The organism is Paraburkholderia sp. RAU6.4a, from assembly GCF_050435625.1.
Taxonomy (GTDB): domain Bacteria; phylum Pseudomonadota; class Gammaproteobacteria; order Burkholderiales; family Burkholderiaceae; genus Paraburkholderia; species Paraburkholderia tuberum.
Map to the genome: position 1 here is coordinate 216,207 of NZ_JBNDKQ010000003.1, position 19,696 is coordinate 235,902.

General features: G+C 61.6%; 15 protein-coding genes and 5 pseudogenes. 8 read left to right on the top strand and 12 right to left on the bottom strand.

The window, feature by feature from the left end; all coding sequences use genetic code 11:
- Positions 1-6: 6 nt before the first annotated feature.
- The 8 genes and pseudogenes from OKW40_RS25485 to OKW40_RS25520 form a co-directional block, all read right to left on the bottom strand.
- Positions 7-1,539: a sodium:solute symporter family protein gene (locus OKW40_RS25485; RefSeq protein ID WP_429492287.1), complete on the bottom strand. Its 1,533-nt coding sequence runs from the start codon at positions 1,537-1,539 to the stop codon at positions 7-9.
- On the bottom strand, positions 1,536-1,793 hold the full coding sequence (locus tag OKW40_RS25490; protein ID WP_184068819.1) for a hypothetical protein: 258 nt from the start codon (positions 1,791-1,793) through the stop codon (positions 1,536-1,538). Before OKW40_RS25490 ends, OKW40_RS25485 begins: the two co-directional genes overlap by 4 nt.
- Before the next feature lie 278 nt (positions 1,794-2,071).
- A complete protein-coding gene (locus tag OKW40_RS25495; RefSeq protein ID WP_184068822.1) occupies positions 2,072-3,007 on the bottom strand; it encodes a choline kinase family protein in 936 nt (311 codons plus the stop codon).
- A gap of 4 nt (positions 3,008-3,011) precedes the next feature.
- The gene (locus OKW40_RS25500; RefSeq protein WP_260321469.1) at positions 3,012-3,962 is read right to left on the bottom strand and encodes an aminoglycoside phosphotransferase family protein; all 951 of its coding nucleotides are present in this window, start codon (positions 3,960-3,962) and stop codon (positions 3,012-3,014) included.
- Between the two features lie 5 nt (positions 3,963-3,967).
- A complete protein-coding gene (locus tag OKW40_RS25505; RefSeq protein WP_429492289.1) occupies positions 3,968-5,248 on the bottom strand; it encodes a Zn-dependent hydrolase in 1,281 nt (426 codons plus the stop codon).
- Positions 5,226-5,984 (bottom strand): DeoR/GlpR family DNA-binding transcription regulator, encoded by a 759-nt coding sequence (locus tag OKW40_RS25510; protein WP_429291300.1) that lies wholly within the window; start codon positions 5,982-5,984, stop codon positions 5,226-5,228. The genes OKW40_RS25505 and OKW40_RS25510 overlap by 23 nt, the downstream gene beginning before the upstream one ends.
- Before the next feature lie 258 nt (positions 5,985-6,242).
- Complete coding sequence (locus tag OKW40_RS25515) at positions 6,243-7,676, bottom strand: amidase (RefSeq protein ID WP_429353530.1); 1,434 nt, start codon at positions 7,674-7,676, stop codon at positions 6,243-6,245.
- Positions 7,677-8,782: 1,106 nt separating this feature from the next.
- Positions 8,783-8,983: pseudogene (locus OKW40_RS25520) on the bottom strand (IS6 family transposase); the annotation flags it as partial.
- A 256-nt stretch (positions 8,984-9,239) separates the two neighbouring features.
- Between OKW40_RS25520 and OKW40_RS25525 the strand changes: the two are divergent.
- Complete coding sequence (locus OKW40_RS25525; RefSeq protein ID WP_184068834.1) at positions 9,240-9,437, top strand: tautomerase family protein; 198 nt, start codon at positions 9,240-9,242, stop codon at positions 9,435-9,437.
- A gap of 78 nt (positions 9,438-9,515) precedes the next feature.
- On the opposite strand, the gene OKW40_RS25530 is transcribed toward OKW40_RS25525, so the two are convergent.
- The 3 genes from OKW40_RS25530 to OKW40_RS25540 form a co-directional block, all read right to left on the bottom strand.
- A complete protein-coding gene (locus OKW40_RS25530; RefSeq protein WP_429492291.1) occupies positions 9,516-10,451 on the bottom strand; it encodes an SMP-30/gluconolactonase/LRE family protein in 936 nt (311 codons plus the stop codon).
- Positions 10,452-10,467: 16 nt separating this feature from the next.
- On the bottom strand, positions 10,468-11,322 hold the full coding sequence (locus OKW40_RS25535) for an SDR family NAD(P)-dependent oxidoreductase (RefSeq protein ID WP_429492293.1): 855 nt from the start codon (positions 11,320-11,322) through the stop codon (positions 10,468-10,470).
- A 172-nt stretch (positions 11,323-11,494) separates the two neighbouring features.
- Positions 11,495-12,409, bottom strand: coding sequence for a LysR family transcriptional regulator (locus tag OKW40_RS25540; RefSeq protein ID WP_184068843.1), 915 nt, complete (start codon positions 12,407-12,409; stop codon positions 11,495-11,497).
- 206 nt (positions 12,410-12,615) lie between these two features.
- On the opposite strand from OKW40_RS25540, the gene OKW40_RS25545 reads away from it, so the two are divergent.
- The 3 genes and pseudogenes from OKW40_RS25545 (at position 12,616) to OKW40_RS25555 (ending at position 15,431) form a co-directional block, all read left to right on the top strand.
- Positions 12,616-13,677: an aldo/keto reductase gene (locus tag OKW40_RS25545; RefSeq protein ID WP_184068846.1), complete on the top strand. Its 1,062-nt coding sequence runs from the start codon at positions 12,616-12,618 to the stop codon at positions 13,675-13,677.
- Positions 13,678-13,843: 166 nt separating this feature from the next.
- Positions 13,844-14,387 (top strand): annotated as a pseudogene (locus OKW40_RS25550) (IS6 family transposase).
- Positions 14,388-14,480: 93 nt separating this feature from the next.
- Positions 14,481-15,431 (top strand): aldo/keto reductase, encoded by a 951-nt coding sequence (locus OKW40_RS25555; RefSeq protein ID WP_429402986.1) that lies wholly within the window; start codon positions 14,481-14,483, stop codon positions 15,429-15,431.
- A 226-nt stretch (positions 15,432-15,657) separates the two neighbouring features.
- Here OKW40_RS25555 and OKW40_RS25560 read toward each other — a convergent pair.
- Positions 15,658-15,973, bottom strand: a pseudogene (locus tag OKW40_RS25560) (IS3 family transposase); the annotation flags it as partial.
- 24 nt (positions 15,974-15,997) lie between these two features.
- On the opposite strand from OKW40_RS25560, the gene tnpA reads away from it, so the two are divergent.
- The 4 genes and pseudogenes from tnpA to OKW40_RS25580 all read left to right on the top strand — a co-directional run.
- Positions 15,998-16,450 carry an IS66-like element accessory protein TnpA gene (tnpA, locus tag OKW40_RS25565; protein ID WP_429353528.1) on the top strand — a complete coding sequence of 151 codons (453 nt, stop codon included), beginning with the start codon at positions 15,998-16,000 and terminating at the stop codon, positions 16,448-16,450.
- Positions 16,447-16,779: an IS66 family insertion sequence element accessory protein TnpB gene (tnpB, locus tag OKW40_RS25570; protein ID WP_184068849.1), complete on the top strand. Its 333-nt coding sequence runs from the start codon at positions 16,447-16,449 to the stop codon at positions 16,777-16,779. The genes tnpA and tnpB overlap by 4 nt, the downstream gene beginning before the upstream one ends.
- A 31-nt stretch (positions 16,780-16,810) precedes the next feature.
- A pseudogene (gene tnpC / locus OKW40_RS25575) lies at positions 16,811-18,297 on the top strand (IS66 family transposase).
- Between the two features lie 340 nt (positions 18,298-18,637).
- Positions 18,638-19,204 (top strand): annotated as a pseudogene (locus OKW40_RS25580) (IS30 family transposase); the annotation flags it as partial.
- Between the last annotated feature and the right edge of the window lie 492 nt (positions 19,205-19,696).

Here is a 19,696-nt window from a genome sequence, read left to right on the forward strand (position 1 = left end):
TTTTCCTTAATGTGTTACCGGTACGGCGACCGTCGAAGGTGCGCGGCCGCGCACAGGCTTCGCGAACAGCCGGTCGAGCCGGGCGATCTCGTCGGTCGACGGCTTGATCGCTAACGCAAACACGACGAACACGACGAAGTTCGCTGCGAGCCCGACAATCCCGCTGGTCAGCGAACCGAGCGCGCGGATGTCGTCCGGATAGACGGAAGTCAGCACGATCGCGATTGCAATGCCCACCAGCATTCCCGCAATCGCGCCCTGCTTGTTGCCACGCCGCGTGAAGATGCCGAAGAACAGCGGGACCGCAAGCTGGATGATCCCTTGATATGAAATCTGCGCGAGTAATTGCAGTCGGCTGTAGTCGAAAGTCAGATATGCAAGGATCGCCGCTGCGACGATGAACACGACCATGCCCGCCTTGGACAACACCATCAACTGGCGATCGGTGCGCGGCGTATTCCACGTCGCGAGGTCGTTGGCGAACTGCGTGCCGCAGACCTGCACACAACCGTCGACATGGCCGATGCTCGCCGCAAGCACAATCACGATTGCCACCGCGAGAAGCCACGAGCCGCCGATATCGGCGAGTGCGACGAACCAACCGTGCTGCGGCTGTGCGGCTACGTTCGGGTCCTGACTCGCGGCAGCCGCGAACAGCATCAGGATGCAATAGAAGCCGCCAACCAGCAGCATCGTCAGCAGCGTGCCCTTCTTGACGGCCCTTACGCCGCTCGCCGTATAGATCCGCTGGAAGCTCATCGGCCAGCACATTGAGCCGATCACACCGGTGAAGATCAGGCTGAACATGTACCAAGGACCGTAACCGGTACGCGCGTCGCCGGGAATCAGCAGCATCTTCGCCGGCAGTTGCGACAGGTGCGAGAATGACGCGCGGTTGCCGAATAGCAACAGGATGCACAGCACCGCGCACAGCACGTACGCAATCAGCCCCTGGAACATGTCGGTCATGATCAGCCCCCGCATCCCCATGCTGACGGTCCAGTACTGGCGGATCAGTACAATCACAACACCAGCAGTCAGGCAAGCCGTCACGGTCCACTGGCCGAACGTTGCGAACTGGAATAACGTCGCGAGCGCCTGGATCCCCATCACGACCCACGGAAACACCGAGATGATCCCGATGATCGACGCGATTCGCTTGACGACCGGGCTGTTGTAGCGCATGCCGAGGAGGTCCGGCTGCGTCGTCAGGTTGAACTGCCGGCCCCACGACCACGCCCGGTTTGCCATCAGATACATCGCGGTCACGCCGAGCGTCGCGTAGACCATCCCGTAGAAACCGAGCACGCCGCCGACCGACAGTGCGAAGAACGCGGTGAACGTCGAGCCGGGCCACCACGAGTTCGTGTAGCTCATCGCGACGAACCACGGGCCGTACGAGCGGCCGCCGACGGCATAGTCGGAGAAGCTTGTGCTCCGGCGGTTGGTCGCATACAGAACCGCGATCATCGCAACGAGAAACACGACGATCATGCCGAACGTGACGACCGGGTTGCCGGGATTCGTGAAGTGGGTCATGTCGGTTCTCCTTCGTTGGCGAGTTCGCCGGACACGCCTTCGGCCACGTACAGCGCCCATATGCCGAGCCCGACCAGGACCGCGTTCGCGATCCAGTAGAAGATCGGCAGCGGTACGCCGAGCACGAGTTGCTTACTGCCGCTGACGCCTAGATAGAACGGCGGACACAGCGCCATCAGAAGAAGCAGGAAGAAATAGATGCCGAATACAATCTTCTTCGAATTCGGCATCGAGCTTTGGATCGATTCAGCCATGATCGGCTCCTCGCGAGCGGCGGGTTGAGGGACACGAATGGAACGCGCTGTCATCTCGCGCGCCCAGCCGATAGGCACCGCCTTCGGCGTGCCGGACCGAAGATGGCGTCAGATCCGCCCGGACGCGGCCAATCGCTTTAAATTTCGCTCTGGATTCCTTAATAACCATAATGCCTTCCCATCCTGAAAATGAAATCGGGTTCTCAATAGGTCGTCGAGCTCAAGCGTCGGCGCAGAACCAGTTTATGCACGGAGCTGTTTTCAAGCGCCTAGTCTCTTCACGCCTGCCTCAGCCATGTTTCCCACTGCGGATCCTGAAAGACGATGCGAGCGCGCATCTGTTTCCAGAACCCGTACTTATAGAAATCGAAATCGAGCCGCGACACCGCACGCTGCACCATCGCCCACGTCGACCATTTCAGATCGGCGAGCGCCTTGTTCAACTGCACACGCGCGACGACCTGGGGCGTCACGCGACCGAAATAGTCCTCGAGCAACGCGAGTTCCATCCTAGGCGCGAAGAACATCTCGCCGAACCACAGGGCGAGCTCGTAATGCCGGTCGTTGTTCGACGCGTACTCGAAATCGACCAGGCGAATCTCGCGCGCATCGTTCAGCATGAAGTTGCCGGCGAGGGTATCGTTCATGCAGGGCGCGAGATCCAGACCCGACGCTTCGAGCGCCGCACGGGCACGACGGTATTGCTGGCACAGCCAGTCGTGATCCGGGGGTTTAACCGCGTGCAACGCTTCGACCTGCTGCTGATGTTCGTCGATCATGTCAAACATGGTCTTCGTCTGAGCGAGCACCGGCTGATCATTGAACGCCTTCAGTGCACGCAATGCGTTGTGCCGGACCTCACGCTCGAGGAAGTCGAGGTTTGACGACGCGCGCCAGCCTTCCATGAACTCGAACACCTCGACGCCCAGGTCCTCGAGGAACGCGAACACCGGCGCGCCGTAGCCGGTTATCGCGGCCTTCACGCTCGCTTCGTGTGCAGTGCGGCGGTCGATAAACATCTCTGTGCCCTGACCCGGCACTTTGAAAAAATACGCAGTCTGCGCGCCGTCGACTTCGACGCGCCAGTTCGTGTTCGAGATGCCGCCACCTACCGGTGCGTAGCGAATATCGTACCCTTTCCATGCAGGCAATTCACGAATCGCAGCTTCAATCTCGTGTTCATGATGGGTCTGAGCCTGACCGAGTGCTTTCATCGAATCATCCCTTCAGCAGACGAAGCCAGCCTTCGAAGCGCGCGTCCTGAATGCCTTGTCGGCAGCGCAACGAAGTCCATTGAGCGAGTTTCGTGAATTCGAGACGGCGCGGTGACGTCGTGCCTAGCCACAATCCCCACAGTGTCCAGTACCAGTCGTTGACAAGCGCATACAGACGGCAACGCGCGTAGTCGGCTTCGTCGCAACGGCCAGCCCAGCGCACGATACCCTCCCGCCATTGCGGCTCGAACTGATACAACTCGTTCAGCGTGATAGCCACGTCGTACCAAGGGTCGCCGCAGCCACCGTAATCGAAATCGATCAGCTTGAGTTCGCCTTGCGGGCCAACCATCACGTTGCTCGCAAGGCCGTCACCGTGCAGTGGCACGACCTCTACGTCCGATGCCTGCAACGCATTCCATGCACGATCTATGCAGTCATCGGTCCGCAACCCGTCGATCGGCAATTCCACCGCATCACGTCGACACAGCGCCCGAAGTCGGGCGATGTCGTCCATCGGAGACGAGACAAACATGGGCGCTGGACCGTCATGCACTTGCCGCTTCGCCGCCCACAGCGCGTCGAGACGCTCGGGTGACGCCAGATCGTCAACGCGCGCCCAGCGCCATTCGGAGGCCTCCAATCGATCGAACAGCAGCACGCCGCGCTGCATATCAACGATGCGCAGCGCGACCGTTGCTTCCGCTTGTGCCGCACAGCGGCTCGCGTCGACGGTCCGCGCAACGTCGATCAATTCTTTCATATCGTCGTGCAGCACTTTCGCATACCACGATTGAGCGCCCACCGCGACGACGAAGCCGGCCCATTCGGTCGCGAGCCGCGTCGGCGACGCGACTGCTCCGGTACCGTGCCCAACCTGCGCGTCGTTGCCTAGCCCTACTGCATGCAGCGCGTCGAGCAATCGAAGGGATTCAGGCGATTCCGTCAGCATCATCGTCCTCAAAGGTAGCTCGACGATTCAGTGCAGATGCGCTCCAGCAACGCGCTCAACAGACGCAGGCCGTTGTGCAGATCGGCATCAGCGGTGTACTCGGCTTCGTTGTGCGAGACGCCCCCGCGACTAGGTACGAACAGCAGGCACGTCGGCGTGACGCGACTCATGCTAATCGCATCGTGGCCGGCGACGGTGACGCTATCGCCCGCTGGCAAGTCGAGTTCGAGGCTGACGTCGTGGGCAAGTCGCGACAGGCCATCATGCAGCTTCAGCGGGGCGCGAAGCTGGCGGCTTTCGATCTCGATGCGCGTGCCGGTCTGTTCAGCGATATTCCGCAACGTCGCCTCGAAGCATGTTGCAGTGCCGTCCAGCAGCGCAGTGGACGGCGAACGGAATTCAATGTGTAGTATCGTCCTCGACGGCACGACGTTCGGCGAATTCGGATATACGTCGAGGCGGCCAACCGAACTGTGCATTTGCGCGCCGTGCCGCACGGCTTCCGCATGGACCGCGGCGATCGTGTGCGCTGCCGCCAGCAATGCATCGCGCCGGTCGGCCATCGGTGTAGGGCCGGTGTGATTCTGCTCGCCGTCGAAGCGCACTCGCCATTTCAATGCGGCCCACGTCTCGCGGACCACGCCAATTGCGAGCCCCTCGCGCTCGAGATTCGACGCCTGCTCGACGTGCATCTCGACATATGCGGCAATAGACAGATCGAGCATCGCATCGCCGAGATAGCCAATCTGCTCCAACGCACTCTTCAGCGTGACGCCTTGCCGGTCCTCGCATGCCCACGCGTCGTCGAGCGACATCGCGCCGGTGAACACGCTGCTACCCGTCAGGCTCGGCTGGAAACGCGCGCCTTCTTCGTTGGTCCAGTCAACGACCGCCAGATTGCATGGCGCACGGTGACCACTCGCGCGAAGCCTCTGCGCGATGCCGACGATCGCGGTCGCGCCGGCAAGCACGCCGTATACACCGTCAAAGCGGCCGGCGCTCGGCTGGCTGTCGAGATGCGACCCGCACAACACGTACGGCGCGCCCGGCGTCAAAGTCACAAGCCCGAAGACGTTGCCGATTGCATCGATGTGCACATCGAAACCGTGCTCGTCGAGCCAGATGCGGAACAGATCACGAACCTGTCCGTCCTGGGCCGACGCCGCGAGCCGATGCAGACCGCCGGCCGGCGTCGCGCCAATCGCGGAGCTTGCGCTGAACAGCGCGTCGAACGCGCGCAACTCATCGGCGTTGGGTTGAACCAGTTCAGGGATGGACGATATCGACATGAGCTTGTTCCAGGCGGTCTATGTAGTCGGCCGACAGCGGGCGGTTTGTGACGAGCGTCGCGATCGCGTCGAACGGTAGTGTGTTGATGAACGTGCGATGGCCAAACTTGCCATCGTCGGCGAGCACGACGCTACGCACGCAATGCACAACAAGCGTTCTGCGCAGCATGGCTTCGGATTCTTCGTAATCCATCAGCCCGAGCTTCAGATCGACCGCGCCAATGCCCATAAAGGCGATGTCGTAATGGAACTGACGGGCGAATTCGAGCGTGTGCGGGCCGATCAATGCGTTGTCGTTACGACGGACGTCGCCTGGTGTGACGAGCACGTGGTTGTCGCTCTGCTGCGTCAACAGTTGCGCAATGTCGAGCGAGTTCGTGACGACTCGCAACTGGCTGAAGCTTGTCAGCTGATGCGCGAGTGCGAGTGTTGTCGTGCCGGTGTCGAGGAACAGCGCCATTCCCTCCTGCACGAGGCCGCTTGCGCATTCGGCAATCTTCGCTTTCGCCTGTGTCCTGATCCGGTTGCGGACCTGCAGCGGTTGCTCCTCGTTAAGCCGCGGCAGGATCGCGCCGCCGTGAACGCGACGCAACTTGCCGAGTTCTTCGAGATATTTGAAGTCGCGGCGAATCGTTTCTTCGGAGACGACCAGCTGCGTAGCGAGGTCGGCGGCCTTCACGCGTTTCTGCTGGCTCAGAAAACGCATGATTTCTTCGAGGCGAGGCTGATTCAGCATAGGTAGATGAGTCCGGCGTACAGGGAAGCAACCAGTGTAACGAGGTTTGCCGCGCGTTCGGATCACGCGGTGGCAGCGCCCGGATTGTGCCAACAGGCGGTGGTGCGTCGGCGTGGCATCGTCCGCGTCGAGACGTTGCGCCACTCGCAACTTCGTCTGTTGCTGGAGCACAGGTCTCGGCGGTGCCATCAGCGCGCGCCGTTCTGGCCAGGCACCGACTTGATGTGCGTCGAAATTGCAGATCGTCACGGTACGCTCCTAGCCGACGAGCAACGGCGGCAGCCGATGTTCCCACGGCGCAATTGCCTCGAACGCCGCGCAGAACTGCAGCACGTCGCCATCTGCGAAGCGCGGCCCGATGACCTGCAAGCCGATTGGCAAACCTGACGGACTCCAGCCGCACGGCACGCTCGCCGCTGGGTTGCCGGACAGATTGAATGGGTACGTGAACGGTGTCCAGCGCGCCCACGGCACCGCGGTGTCGTCGACGCCATCGAGGTCAGATGGCGCAATCCGGTCCGCGTCGAACGGAAGAATTGGCAGCGTTGGCGTCAGCAGCAGATCGAAGCGCTCGAACAGCTTGTGGACTTTGCAAGCGAACGCCGCGCGCTGCTGGACCGCGGTCAGATAGCCGGCCAGATCGTAGTCCGCAGAACGTTCGATTAGCGTCGCGAAGCCCGGTTCGAGCTCCTCCTTGCGATTGGCAAGCGACTTGCCGTACACGATTCCGCGGCCGCCGACCCATAGGGCCTCGAACGTCGGCAACGGGTCATGCCATTCGAGCGCGGGCATATCAATCGTGACTGGCAGCGTCCGCGCAATCTGATTGACCGCCGCTTCAACTGCTGCCGCAACAGCCGGATCGACGTCAACGTTGAACAGCGTCGGACAAAACGCGACGCGCAGCGGCCGCAGCGGCGAATCGCAACGCGCGAGGAACGTTTCAGTCGGTGCTGGCAACGCCTGGTGATCGCGTGGGTCGGGACCGGATAGCACGTCGAACAGCAGCGCGCTGTCGCGCACCGTCCGTGTGATCGGACCGGCATGGCTGAGCATTTCGGTCGCCGACCAAGGCCACGTCGGAATCCGGCCGAGCGAGCCCTTGAGCGCGAACGTGCCACAAAACGCACTGGGAATCCTTACCGAACCGCCACCGTCCGAGCCGAGCGACGCGGGCACCATCCGTGCGGCGACCGCGATTGCCGAACCCGAACTGGAGCCGCCGCTCGTGAGTTGTGGGTTCCAGGGATTGCGGCCGTTGCCGAATACGCGCGACAGGCTCGCGCCGCTCCAACCGAACTCAGTCGTCGCGGTCTTGCCGACGATGATCGCCCCCGCATCCTTCAGGCGTCGGATAATCGGCGCATCATCCGACGGCACATAGTCGAGCGCGGTCAGCGAACCCCGCGTCGTCCGCAGACCAGCGGTCGAAAACAGGTCCTTGACGCCGAACGGAATGCCATGCAGTGGCCCTCTAAAACAGCCGCGGGAGGCTTCGAGCGTCAACGTTTCGGCCTCAGCCGCCGCCGTTTCGGCGTAGATGTCGCCGAATGCGTTCAATGTGGGATTGTGGGTTTCTATCGCTTTCAGGCTGTGCGCTATCAACTCACCCGGCGTCAGGCTGCCGTTCCTGATCCGATCAGCGGCATCAAGAACCGTCGGTGCAGAGACGCATTTTGACTCGTATTTCATCCTAAATCCTGAATGGGACAGCGCATTGGCTGGTTGGATGCATTACAGGTTGGACAAAAACTGGTGTCAAGCGCGTTTTATTGGTTTTGTTGGTTTTGTTGGATATGTTGGGTCCGACCATCCACTCAAGGGCTCTCGCTGGCAAATCAGGCGCTCGAGAATTTGCGTCGATCAGGCAGGAACAGTCTCACGAGTTCGCAACCGGAATCCTCCCGGCCCAACTATGCCCGCCCAAGGCCGCGTCGTCAGCCACAGAATTGGCGGGCAGCGCATTGGTTCTGACTGAACCTGAAAAAGTAGGTCGGATGTGACGCAACAGTCGAAAAAAGCCTACAGCGACCGGGCCGGGGCGGCGCAATTACGTGACTCTGGGCTGTCCATTTAACCGGAGTTAGGGATTTGCCTCCACGGGCGACTCGGCGAAGGTCGCTCCAAGCTGGGCGGATGCCGGTGTCCTGGCCTTCGCCCCTGGCTCACGTGGAGCACCAGAAAACCGTCGGTACCAGGCCAATGTCCAGGGGTTGAGACATCAATGTGATTAGGTGTGTGGGTATCCGTTAGAGGCATTCGATACCCCGTTCGCAGCCCGCACCTGGGTTGCAGAACTGGTGCACTGGTACAACCACGAACACCGCCACAGTGCGATCCGCTTCGTGACACCGGCCCAGCGCCATGCCAATCTTGCTCAGGACATCCTCGAGCGCCGCACAGCGCTCTACGAGGTTCGCGCGAACGTCATCCGCTACGATGGAAAGGTGCCACGCGGGACTGGCAGCGCGCGTTCATGTCGTGCACCTCAATCCCGATCGGGCTGAGCCGACCGTCGACATTCGACAATCTCATAACCAGGAGTTAAAAGCAGCCTGAATTCCAAACGTCGAGGCGACAACTAGCTGGAAAACTTCCCGTTGAAGGCGGAATGCCAACGCACTGCGCAACTGATGACTGCAGCCGGAAAGCGGTGGCCGAATACGGTGCGGTCATTGCACAAACAGCGTTGAAAGTACGGCAGCAGCTTCCGGCGATTATTGACGACGAACACAACGAGCTAACAGCGTTGAGTCGGTCAATGATCCGCGATATGTACGAGCGGTATTGTCAACTTGACGCTTCGCGACCGCCAGACCGAACTTCGTCGCCCAGCACCGCACCGTTTCGTACATAAGCTCGATTCCCCGTGCCGCCAGCATCTCCTCAACCATGCGCCGGCTGAGCGGGAACCGGTAGTACAGCCACACCGCGTAGCTGATGATGTCCGGCGGAAATCGATAGCCCTTGAACGAGATCGGCGCCTCGGCCGACAGCAAAACGGAAACGGAAGCTTTCTTGATGCCCCATATATTCGTCGACCCCGGTGCCAACTTGACAATACCTCGACGCGTCCTGACCACGGCTGCAAGATCAGCTGGAACTTGCCACCGACCGCGGCCGCTTGAGCCGCTGAAAAATCGCCGGGAATCAGTTTCAGGCGTATGTTGGCTTCGGCGGCCAGGCTTGAGCACACGCCGTCCAGTGACGCTATGATTGCGCCTGCAGTTCCTTGCCAATCCACTGGAGTACGTCATGCCGGAAGTCGTTGTTTACGCAGTAGCAGGGCGCTCACCCGAGCAAAAGAAAGCGCTGATGACGGGGATTACCAAAGCTGTGGTTGACAGCCTCGGTGTCCTCGCTGAACAGGTTGTCGTGCAGATCGTGGAATCTCCAGCAGACTCCAAGTCAAGAGGCGGCATTCCGTTCAGCGAGCGCCAGCGCACGTCCTAATTCGCACGAATCCACATCATCACCGCCCCGTGCGCGGTGGCACCGCCGACCGGGCGCGGACGTAATCCGCCGGCGCGCTCAGGTTGCGACCGCCGCAGCCGTATCGACGTATAGCGCATACAGTGACTGCCCGGCCGCCATGAGCAGCCGGTTGTGCGCTGCGCCGCCGAAGCAGACGTTCGCGCAGCGTTCGGGCAGGGCGATGCGGCCAATCGCGCTGCCGTCCGGCGCGAATACCATCACACCGTTCAGTCCCGGGCCGGTGCCCCAACCGGCCCACAGGTTACCGTCCGTGTCGCAACGGAAACCGTCTGGCGCGCCGTTCTCGCCCGCATCGACGAATACGCGTCCGTGCACGAGGCGCCGACCGTCCTCGACATCGTACACACGGATGCGCCTTGGCTTCGAGCCCGATTCGACGATGTAGAGGCGGCGTTCGTCGGGCGAGAAGCAGATGCCGTTCGGATTGACGATGTCGCCGGCGACCACCTCCGCCCGGCCGGTGGCCGGGTCGAGGCGGTAGACGTTGGTCGGCAGCTCGGGCTCAGCCTTGACACCCTCATAGTTGTTAGAGATGCCGAACGGCGGATCGGTAAACCAGATGCTGCCGTCGCTCTTCACGACCACGTCGTTTGGCGAGTTCAGCCGCTTGCCGTCGAAGCGGTCGAGCAACACGGTCAGCGTGCCGTTGTATTCGGTGCGCGTCACGCGCCGGTTGCCGTGCTCGCAGGTGATGAGCCGCCCCTGGCGGTCCCGTGTATTGCCGTTCGCGTACCCGGAGGGCTTGCGAAATATCGAAGTCGCGCCGGATTCCTCGTCCCACCGCATGATGCGGTTGTTCGGAATGTCGCTCCACAGCAGGAAGCGGCCGTCGCCGAACCACACCGGTCCTTCGCCGAAGCGCATGCCAGTCGCAAGCCGCTCGACCGCCGCGCTCGTGATCCGGTATTTGAGGAAGCGCGGATCGAGCACTTCCACTGCGGGATCGGGATAGGTTTCGCTTTGCTGCCACATGGTGCTGGCCCTTGAGTCAGCGGGGCTGCTTGATGAACGCTTCGAATGCCGTGGCGTAGTCCGGATGCCAGCGCGACAACGCGGGCCGGTTCTCGACGATATCGCCCGCCGCCCATAGAATGCGCCGTTCGTCGAGCGAACGCGGCACGTCGTTGTCGGGACACAGTATGTAGAAGTCGCCGGCGTCGAGACGCTCGAACATGAAATCGACGGTCTGCTCGGGCGTCCATGCGGCGGCGGGCTTTTCCACACGGCCGTTCCGTGTGAGTTCCGTGAACACGAAGCCGGGAATCAGCAGATGAGCGCTGATCCGGCCGTCGGCGGTATTGCGCAGTTCGTGCTGCAGCGCTTCGGTGAATGCTTTCAGACCGGCCTTCGCAACGTTGTATGCGGGGTCGCCCGGCGGCGTCGTGATGCCTTGCTTTGAACCGGTATTGATCACGAGCCCCGGACGGCCGCGCTTGATCATGCCCGGCACGAAGACCTGCGTGCCGTGGATCACGCCCCACAGGTTGACACCCAGCACGCGCTCCCAGTTCGCGGTTGGACCGAACATGCCGCTGCCGGGCTGAATGCCGGCATTGTTCATCAATACATCTGTTCCGCCGAAGCGTTCGACGACGGTTGCGTGCAGGCGGCGAACATCGTCGGCGACACTGACGTCGGTCTCAACCGCAAAGACGTCTTGCGTACCGTTTGCGCTCAGCGCGGCGATTTCCTCCACCGCCCGCGCGAGGCGGTCGGCGCCGAGGTCGGCAATGCAGATGCGCAGCCCAAGCTGCGCAAAGCGTTTGGCAGCAGCCAGGCCGATGCCGGCGGCGGCGCCGGTGATCACGGCGACGGCGCCGGGGGTCAGGGCAGAATGAGTCATCAGAATCCTCGTTGATGCGTGCCGGATTCGCGACGCCAACCAGCGACTGCGATCGCGATCCGTTGGAACAGTGAGTCGGCGATCCTAGCATGAACTTTTTTGCGTGACCGACGGCGCTCCCGCTGATGAGTGGTCCGAAGCATGCGCGGTACCGTGCGGTGCCAGTCAAGCGTCAGTTCGCCACCTCGGGCAATTTGAGCAAGTCCAGGAAAGCACGGGCGACGGGTATGAGCGGTTCTCCGGCGCTTCCCCTAAAAACCGCCGCGAGTTCCCAGCAGGGCTCATCGGCTTCGCGCAGGCTCGCCGTTGCGACCGGCGCCCCGCGCGTGTTGCTCCCCCTTGCGGCGGCCACCGATTCGGGCACCATACTGATCGCAAGCCCGTGCGCGGCCAGTTCAAGCAACATCGGCATGTCGTTGACCTCGAAGCTGGTCTGGCGCTGCAGTCCTGCCGCCGCAAAACTCCGATCGACGAGCCGCCGCACGCTCCACTCCGGGCGCAGGTCGGCGAATGTTTCGTCGACGAGATCGGCCAGCGCCAGCCCGCTGGCGCCCGCAAGCCGATGATGTGTCGCGCAGACGACGACCATTCCTTCGCATGCGAACATGTGCGATCCGAGGTCGTCGAGCGGCGTATCCGGTGGCTGTGTGAACGCGAGGTCTAGGCGCCCCTCCCGCACCCCGTCGATCAATGCGCGCGAGCCGTCCAGTGTCAATTCGATGTCGATCCCACCGAACGCGGCCCGAAACTGTCCTAGAGAAGCGGGCAGGTCGACGAAAGGCGCGAGCCCGTGAATCGCACCGATACTCAGCCTGCCGCGTGCAAGCCCGTGGACCTGCGTTACGGCGTGCCGCGCGTCGCGCGCGGCAGCCAGTACCCGCTGCGCCTCGGCGAACAGCACTTCGCCGGCAGGCGTCAAAGCGACTCGCCTCGTGCTGCGATTGAACAACGGTCCGCCCAAGTCTTCTTCCAGCGAGCGGATCGACGCAGACAAGCCGGACTGCACGAGGTTCAGACGCCGCGCCGCGCGCGTGAAATGTCGCTCTTCCGCGACCGCCACGAAATGTTCCAGCTGCTTCAAATCCACGTTTGCACTCTTTCTTGCAGAGACGATTAATCACAAAAATTGCACGATTGAATCACATCTTTCTATTGGCATGATAATTCAGTCTCCGTTATCGTGGGATCCCTGGGCACGTCAAAGAACACTGGGCACCCAATGCGGGCGCCATCGGACTGAACTACCGCCCGCCGGCTGTGAATCCTTGCAACATACATGGAGATTGCTTCATCATGGACTACCGTCAACTCGGCCGTTCGGGCCTCAAGGTGTCGACCATCACGCTAGGCACGATGACGATGGGCGGCAAAGGCAAATTCGCCAGCGTCGGGGAGGTCAGCCTCGACGAGGCGCGCCGCCAGATCGACATGTGCATCGACGCGGGCGTCAACCTGATCGATACGGCGGACGTCTATTCGAACGGTGCGTCGGAGGAAATCGTCGGCCAGGCGCTCGGCGGCAAGCGCAAAGGCGGCGTGCTGATCGCGACGAAAGCCCGCTTTCCCATGGGTGACGGCCCGAATGACCGGGGCCTGTCGCGGCATCATTTGATAGAAGCCTGCGAGGCGAGCTTGCGCCGTCTCAAGACCGATGTGATCGACCTCTACCAGGTGCACGAATGGGACGGACTCACACCGCTCGAAGAAACGCTTGAAGCGCTCGAGCTGCTGGTCCGGCATGGCAAGGTCCGATATGTCGGCTGCTCGAACTACTCAGGCTGGCACCTGATGAAAGCGTTGCATGTAAGCGAACGCGATCGCCTGTCGCGCTTCGTGAGCCAGCAGATCCATTACACGCTCGAAGCACGTGAAGCGGAGTACGAACTCGCGCCTATCGCGCTCGATCAAGGCTTGGGCATTCTCGTCTGGAGCCCGCTCGCAGGCGGCTTGCTGTCGGGTAAGCACCGCCGCGACTCGACACCCGAGGGCACGCGTCAGCTCGCGGGCTGGACGGAGCCGCCGATTCGCGACGCCGAACGACTGTGGTCGATTGTCGATACACTTGTCGAGATCGCCAGCGAGCAGAACGTCTCCGCCGCTCAGGTCGCGCTCGCATGGACGCTCGGGCGCCCCGCCGTCACGTCGGTCATCATCGGCGGGCGCAACGAGAAGCAACTGCTCGACAACCTCGGTGCGGCGAATCTCAGGCTGAGCGCCGAAACGCGCGAACGGCTCGACAAGGTGAGCGCGCCGCCCCTGCTCTACCCGTACTGGCATCAGGTGCAGACCGCACACGATCGTCTTTCAGTTGCGGACCTGTCACTGCTGGGGCCCTATCTCAAGGCGTCGCGGTGATGCGGCGACATCGACCTGCGGCCGTCCTGAAGGATCGCAGGTCTACACGGCTATCGTCGGCTGTAGAAAAGTCGGTCATATTTCCATGCCCGGGCGCTCTCGAAGGTTCTGTTGCAATAGCGGAGGCGGGCATGCTGCGGGACCTTACGGAATGATGTGAACGACAATGAAAGCGCTGAGTCCGACGGTAGCCAAAGTGCTGAAGCGGTTGCACTATCAGCTCGAGATAATGTTGGTGTGCGTGCGTTGGTGCGTGGCCTACCCGCTCAGCTTGCGCAATCTCTAGAAGATGATGGCCGAACGGGGTGCGCGGTCGATCATTCGACCGTGCACCGGTGGGCCATCAAGCTTCTGCCGGTGCTTGAAAGGGCGTTCCGCCGCTGCAAGCGCCCGGTCGGCAAGCGCTGGCGGATGGACGAAACCTATGTGAAGAGAGCGGTGCCAATCTGGCCGGCCTACATGCCGTGAATGCCGAGCGTGAGACGCCCATCAAGATCCGCCAGGCCAAGTATCTGAAAAATATCGTGGAACAAGGCCATCGGGCGATCAAGCGCCGTACCCGGCCCATGTTGGGATTCCATGATTTCCCTTGTGCCCGCATCTTGTTGAGCGGCATCGAACTCATGCATATGATCGCCAAAGGGCAGATGAAAGACGCACGCAAACTCAAGCCATCGGCCGCCCGGCAATTCTACTCGCTGGCGATGTAAGTAAGCCTCATCATATCGCTATCGTTCACCCAAATCGCCTTACCGCGACAGAACCCTTAGTGTTTCCAACCCACGTCTCAGAGTAGAGAAAAAATGCAACAACACACCATTGGAACGTCGGATCTTCGAATCGCACCCCTCGTCTTTGGCGGCAACGTGTTCGGCTGGACAGCCGATGAGCGCACGTCGTTTTCCATCCTCGACGCCTTTGTCGACCTTGGCTTGAACTTCATTGATACCGCCGACAGCTATTCGCACTGGGCCAAGGGCAATCAGGGCGGCGAGTCCGAGACCATCATCGGCAAGTGGTTCAGGCAAAGCGGCAAGCGGGAAAAGATCGTGCTCGCGACCAAGGTAGGCATGTGGAAGAAGCGGCCAGGGCTGTCGGCGGCGAACATCGAGGCAGCCGTCAACGAGTCGCTGCGCCGGCTACAAACCGATTACATCGACGTCTATTTCTCCCACATCGACGACGACAAGACGCCGCTCGAAGAGACGCTCGGCGCATATCAGAGGTTGATCGAGGCGGGGAAAGTGCGCGTGATCGGAGCGTCGAACTTCAGCGGCGAGCGGCTCGAGGCAGCACTGAAGGTATCAAAGGAATCGGGGTTGCCGGCGTATCAGGTTCTTGAGCCGGAGTACAACCTTTACGATCGGGAGGGCTACGAAACCGATCTCGAGCCAGTCGTGCAGGCGCACAAATTGGCGGTGGTTACTTACTTCAGCTTGGCAAGCGGTTTCCTGAGCGGAAAGTACAGTTCGAAGGCCGACGCCGCGAAGGGTGCGCGCAGCGCGCTTGTGGACAAGTATTTCAACGACCGCGGGTTACGGATCATCGATGCTCTTGTTGAAGTCGCGAAGCGCAACAACACGACACCTGCAACGGTGGCAATCGCTTGGATCATCGCGCGGCCGAGCGTGACGGCGCCGATTGCCAGTGCGACGTCCGTCGAGCAACTGAAAGGGTTGGCTGCAGCAACTCACTTGCAGCTTTCTTCCGAAGACATGAAGCTGCTCGACGAAGCCAGCGCAGCGGCGCAATAACCGAGCAGGTACTGTCACCCATTGAAAGGCGCTTGCCAACTGGTTGCGCGTTTCGAGCAGGCTCGGCGCAGCGCGGTGGGACAAGCCCATGGGATCGGAAGGAATCGCGACAGCCAGGCGTGCGATTCGACGATGTGTGTTGTTGTGTCGTTGTGCGAAGTTATCGGCATGGTGCGGGCGAGCGTCGTGCGCTGCTACGTCGACGAAATCCCGATCCACCGGCTCCCCGATTTGCGGTTGCGGCATCTGGCTTCGGCATGAAGGCGACATCGTCACGCTTCATCGTTTCCACGAAGCTTTCTGCCATGCCGTTACTTTGCGGACTGAACACCGGTGTGGTCAACGGTTTCAAACCAATGTCAGACGCAACGGTCCTGGTTTTCTCCGGCTGTGTAGCCTGAGCCGTTGCCCGTCAGCCATTCAATTTCAGCCGGTGCCTTCGAGACGTTGCCAAAGCGCTTCTCGACGGCTGCCAGCATGACGTCACGCACCACGTCGCCACTGTGGCCACCAGTTGTCGCCACCCAGCTCATCGCTTCACGGTAAGCACCTCACGACGACCGTCGTTGACGGCGGCGAGAAGCGACATCAAAGTGGTGCCCATCATTTTCGATTTGATGGACATCACTGTGACAGAGTCGGAAGCCAAGCCGGGTAGCCGCAAGGGACGCCTGAATTATGATCGCGAGTTTCGACGCCGGCTTGCGGCCGCTGCATGCGAGCCTGGTGCATCGGTCGCGAAGCTGGCGCGGGACAATGGCATCAATGCAAATATGCTGTTCACCTGGCGGCGTCGCTATCGCGAGCAATTGCAGGCGGAAACGACGTCGCTGATTCCCGTGGCGGTGGTCCATGAAACGCCGCCGCAGTGGCGATGCCCCCAGATGCAAGGGACGTCGGCAACCGGACTGCACGAGCCGGGACGATCGAGATCCAAGTTCGGTGACGTGGTAGTCAAGGTGGACGGCATCGTCGACGCCGATACGCTACGGGTCGTACTGGGGAGCATGCGATCGTGATCTCTGTTCCCACGGGCACACGCGTCTGGCTGGTGGCAGGCGTCACCGACATGCGCTGCGGGTTCCAGGGGCTGGCGGCGAAGGTGCAGACGGCGCTCGAGGACAATCCGCTGGGTGGCAACGTGTTCATCTTCCGGGGCCGGCGCGGCGATCTGGTGAAGGTCATGTGGGCGACCGAGGACGGGCTCTGGCTTCTTGCGAAGCGGCTTGAGCGGGGCCGCTTCGTCTGGCCGCAGGCCGATCATCTGACGGCGGCGCAATTGTCGATGTTGCTCGAAGGCATCGATTGGCGGCAGCCGCGTCGCACCGCTGCACTGTCGATGTTGTAAACCGAGCAGAAGACTCGTAAACATGCGCCGCATGTCGAACGGCGCCGAACTTCCTGACGATGTTGAAACTCTGCGAGCCTTGCTGGTCGAGGCTCGTGCCCAGCTTGCCGAGCGCGATCTGGAGATCGAGCAGCTCAAGGCGCAGCTCGACAAGCTTAGGCGCATGCAATTCGGGCGCAAGTCCGAGCAGTTGGACCGGGAGGTTGCACGGCTCGAAACCGCGCTCGAGGACTTGACGGGCGAGCGCGGCGTCTCTGATGTGCGGCGCGCCCGCCAATCAAGCGCGAGCACGCCTGTGGGCAACGCATCGCCGAAAGAAGCGCTGCCGCCGCATCTGCCACGCGAAGAACGCGTACTCGACGCCGACGCAACGTGTCCGAAATGCGGCAGCGCGAGATCCGGCGCAAGACGGTCTGTCCGTGCGGCCACCACTTCTCGCAGCCGCCGATGCCCGGCCTGCCGATTACGCGCAGCATCGCCCATCCGAGCCTGCTGGCCGACATCGTCGTCTCGAAGTACGCTGACCACGCCCCGTTGTACCGGCAGTCGCAGATTGCCGCGCGCGACGGCGTGAAGCTCGATCCGGCCAGCATGGGCCGCTGGGTCGGCCAGTGCGAGGCCCTTTGCGATGCACTGACCGAGGCACTGCGCCGCCACACGATGGCACCGTCGAAGCTGCACGCGGATGACACGCCGATCCCGGTGCTCGAGCCGGGCAAGAAGAAGACAAGGACCGGGCGACTGTGGGTGTATGTGCGCGATGACACCCGTTCGGGCTCGACCGAACCGGCCGCGGTGTGGTTTGCTTACTCGCCCGACCGCAAAAGCATCCACCCCCAGACCCATCTCGCTGGATTCGAGGGCATCCTGCAGGCCGACGCCTACAGTGGCTTCAACGAACTGTACGAGAGCGGCAAGATCCGTGAAGCTGCATGCTGGGACCACGCGAGACGGTACATATACGACGTGCATGCCCGAACGCCTACCGAGGCGACCCGAGAGGTGCTCGAACTGATCGGTGGACTTTACGGCATCGAGGCGGATATCCGTGGCAAACCCGCTGCTGAACGGCTGCGCGTGCGGCAGGAGAAAAGCGTGCCGCTGCTCGCGACCATCAAGACGTGGATGACGGACAAGCTCGCGACGCTGTCGAAGAAATCCGACCTTGCCAAAGCGATCCGTTACTCGCTCAACCAGTGGGACGCGCTCGCGCTGTACTGCGAAGAGGGCCGTGCTGAGATCAGCAACGCCCTGGCCGAAAACGCGCTGCGCTGTGTGAGTCTGGGCCGCAAGAACTTCCTGTTCGCCGGCTCCGACAGCGGAGGCGAGCGGGCAGCCGCGATGTACGGTCTGATCAGCACATGCAAGCTCAACGGGATCAACCCGCGCGCCTACCTCGAATACGTACTGACCCATATCGCTGACCATCCCATCAACCGTATCGACGAACTGTTGCCCTGGAACGTGGCCACGAAGCTGCCTCGGCAGTCTGGCCCATCGGCGTCTGCAGACACGTAACCCGATTCCCGATCATGCCTCACGCGGGCGCCGCGTTGCGGACGGCCGTCGCGAGGTGCTTACGCTTCACGGTCACAGCAATCCAGAGCGAACGTGAGTGTCACCAGGCTCACTCGCGCATTGAGTTGCGGGAGTTGCAGCGCAAGAGACCCGATGAACCCTGTAGCCACGGCGTTGCGCGCGGTGTACACGGAAAGCAGAGGAAGCGGCTTGAATGTCACTTTCGAGCGTCCAACAGGTGACGCTTTAGTTTGAGGTTGCAACGAGCATGTAGCCGAGGCCCCACACTGCTTAGTCTCTAGTTCCAAGTGCAACACCTTGAATGAGGTAGGGTGTTGCGATGAAGAAGAACTACAAGCATTTGAGTGCGGAAGAACGCGCGGCGATCATGATCGAACATCAAAAGGGCGGCAGCATAAGAACTATTGCGGGGCTGCTGGGGCGCAGCGCTTCGACGGTGTCGCGCGAACTGGCGCGTAATTGCAGCGTGGACGCGCCGCGCTACTGTGCGACGCAGGCGGCCTCGGCCTATCGGCTGCGTCGTCGGCGCTGCGTACGGCCGCGCAAGTTGATCGAAGGCAGCGCGCTTTATCGGCATGTGCATGATCACCTGGTCTACTGGCGCTGGTCGCCGCAGCAAATCGCTGCCAAACTGCGGGCCATGTATCCAGACGACCCAAGTCAGCACGTCAGCCACGAGACGGTCTATGCTGCCATTTACACCTATGCACGTGGCTCGCTGAAACCAGCCATGATCGCAGCCTTGCGCCAAGAAAAACCGGCGCGCGGAAATCGGCGCACGACGCTTGCTGGCGGCAGCTATGTTCCCGAGGATTTGCGCATCCAATATCGCCCCGGGCAGATCGAGCAACGGCTGTTGCCGGGGCACTGGGAGGGCGACTTCATCGTGCGACCTGCAAGTCGCATGTTTCTCTGTTTCAAGGGGGTAGGCATGACCTGACGAAACCGGCTGTTCCATCAGCTGTTCCCTACCCGCGCATGCAGAACCGGTAACAGTGCTGTGTGAAGCCTCGGGGACAACGTAGCCGCCGGATATCCGGTACGCCGAGCCGCGAGGCAAGGCGGAATCTGCCAGCACGAAGGCGGAGAGGCGCAAGGGATGGATGGGTACGACCAACACATGTGAACGTCTCAAACGCGCCGTTACGCCTAACAAGCCAAACGTGCTGACAGGCTTGAACCAAAACGGTATGCGGCAAGGAATGGCCTCTGATGAATGGGCCATCATGGACAGAACGCCGCCGGCGCATAGGACGGGTCCGCACCATCCTGAGATTCATGCGGAACAGGGTAAGCCCATAGTGCTGCCGGCAACGGCAGGCGAACCGCAAGGAACGCTGTTGGCGCTGCGGGTAAAGGAATGCGGAAAAAGCGAAGG

Coding starts and splice junctions, on each gene's coding strand:
- OKW40_RS25485 (WP_429492287.1), bottom strand. CDS start 1,539: ATGACCCACTTCACGAATCCCGGCAACCCGGTCGTCACGTTCGGCATG.
- OKW40_RS25490 (WP_184068819.1), bottom strand. CDS start 1,793: ATGGCTGAATCGATCCAAAGCTCGATGCCGAATTCGAAGAAGATTGTA.
- OKW40_RS25495 (WP_184068822.1), bottom strand. CDS start 3,007: ATGAAAGCACTCGGTCAGGCTCAGACCCATCATGAACACGAGATTGAA.
- OKW40_RS25500 (WP_260321469.1), bottom strand. CDS start 3,962: ATGATGCTGACGGAATCGCCTGAATCCCTTCGATTGCTCGACGCGCTG.
- OKW40_RS25505 (WP_429492289.1), bottom strand. CDS start 5,248: ATGTCGATATCGTCCATCCCTGAACTGGTTCAACCCAACGCCGATGAG.
- OKW40_RS25510 (WP_429291300.1), bottom strand. CDS start 5,984: ATGCTGAATCAGCCTCGCCTCGAAGAAATCATGCGTTTTCTGAGCCAG.
- OKW40_RS25515 (WP_429353530.1), bottom strand. CDS start 7,676: ATGAAATACGAGTCAAAATGCGTCTCTGCACCGACGGTTCTTGATGCC.
- OKW40_RS25525 (WP_184068834.1), top strand. CDS start 9,240: ATGCCGGAAGTCGTTGTTTACGCAGTAGCAGGGCGCTCACCCGAGCAA.
- OKW40_RS25530 (WP_429492291.1), bottom strand. CDS start 10,451: ATGTGGCAGCAAAGCGAAACCTATCCCGATCCCGCAGTGGAAGTGCTC.
- OKW40_RS25535 (WP_429492293.1), bottom strand. CDS start 11,322: ATGACTCATTCTGCCCTGACCCCCGGCGCCGTCGCCGTGATCACCGGC.
- OKW40_RS25545 (WP_184068846.1), top strand. CDS start 12,616: ATGGACTACCGTCAACTCGGCCGTTCGGGCCTCAAGGTGTCGACCATC.
- OKW40_RS25555 (WP_429402986.1), top strand. CDS start 14,481: ATGCAACAACACACCATTGGAACGTCGGATCTTCGAATCGCACCCCTC.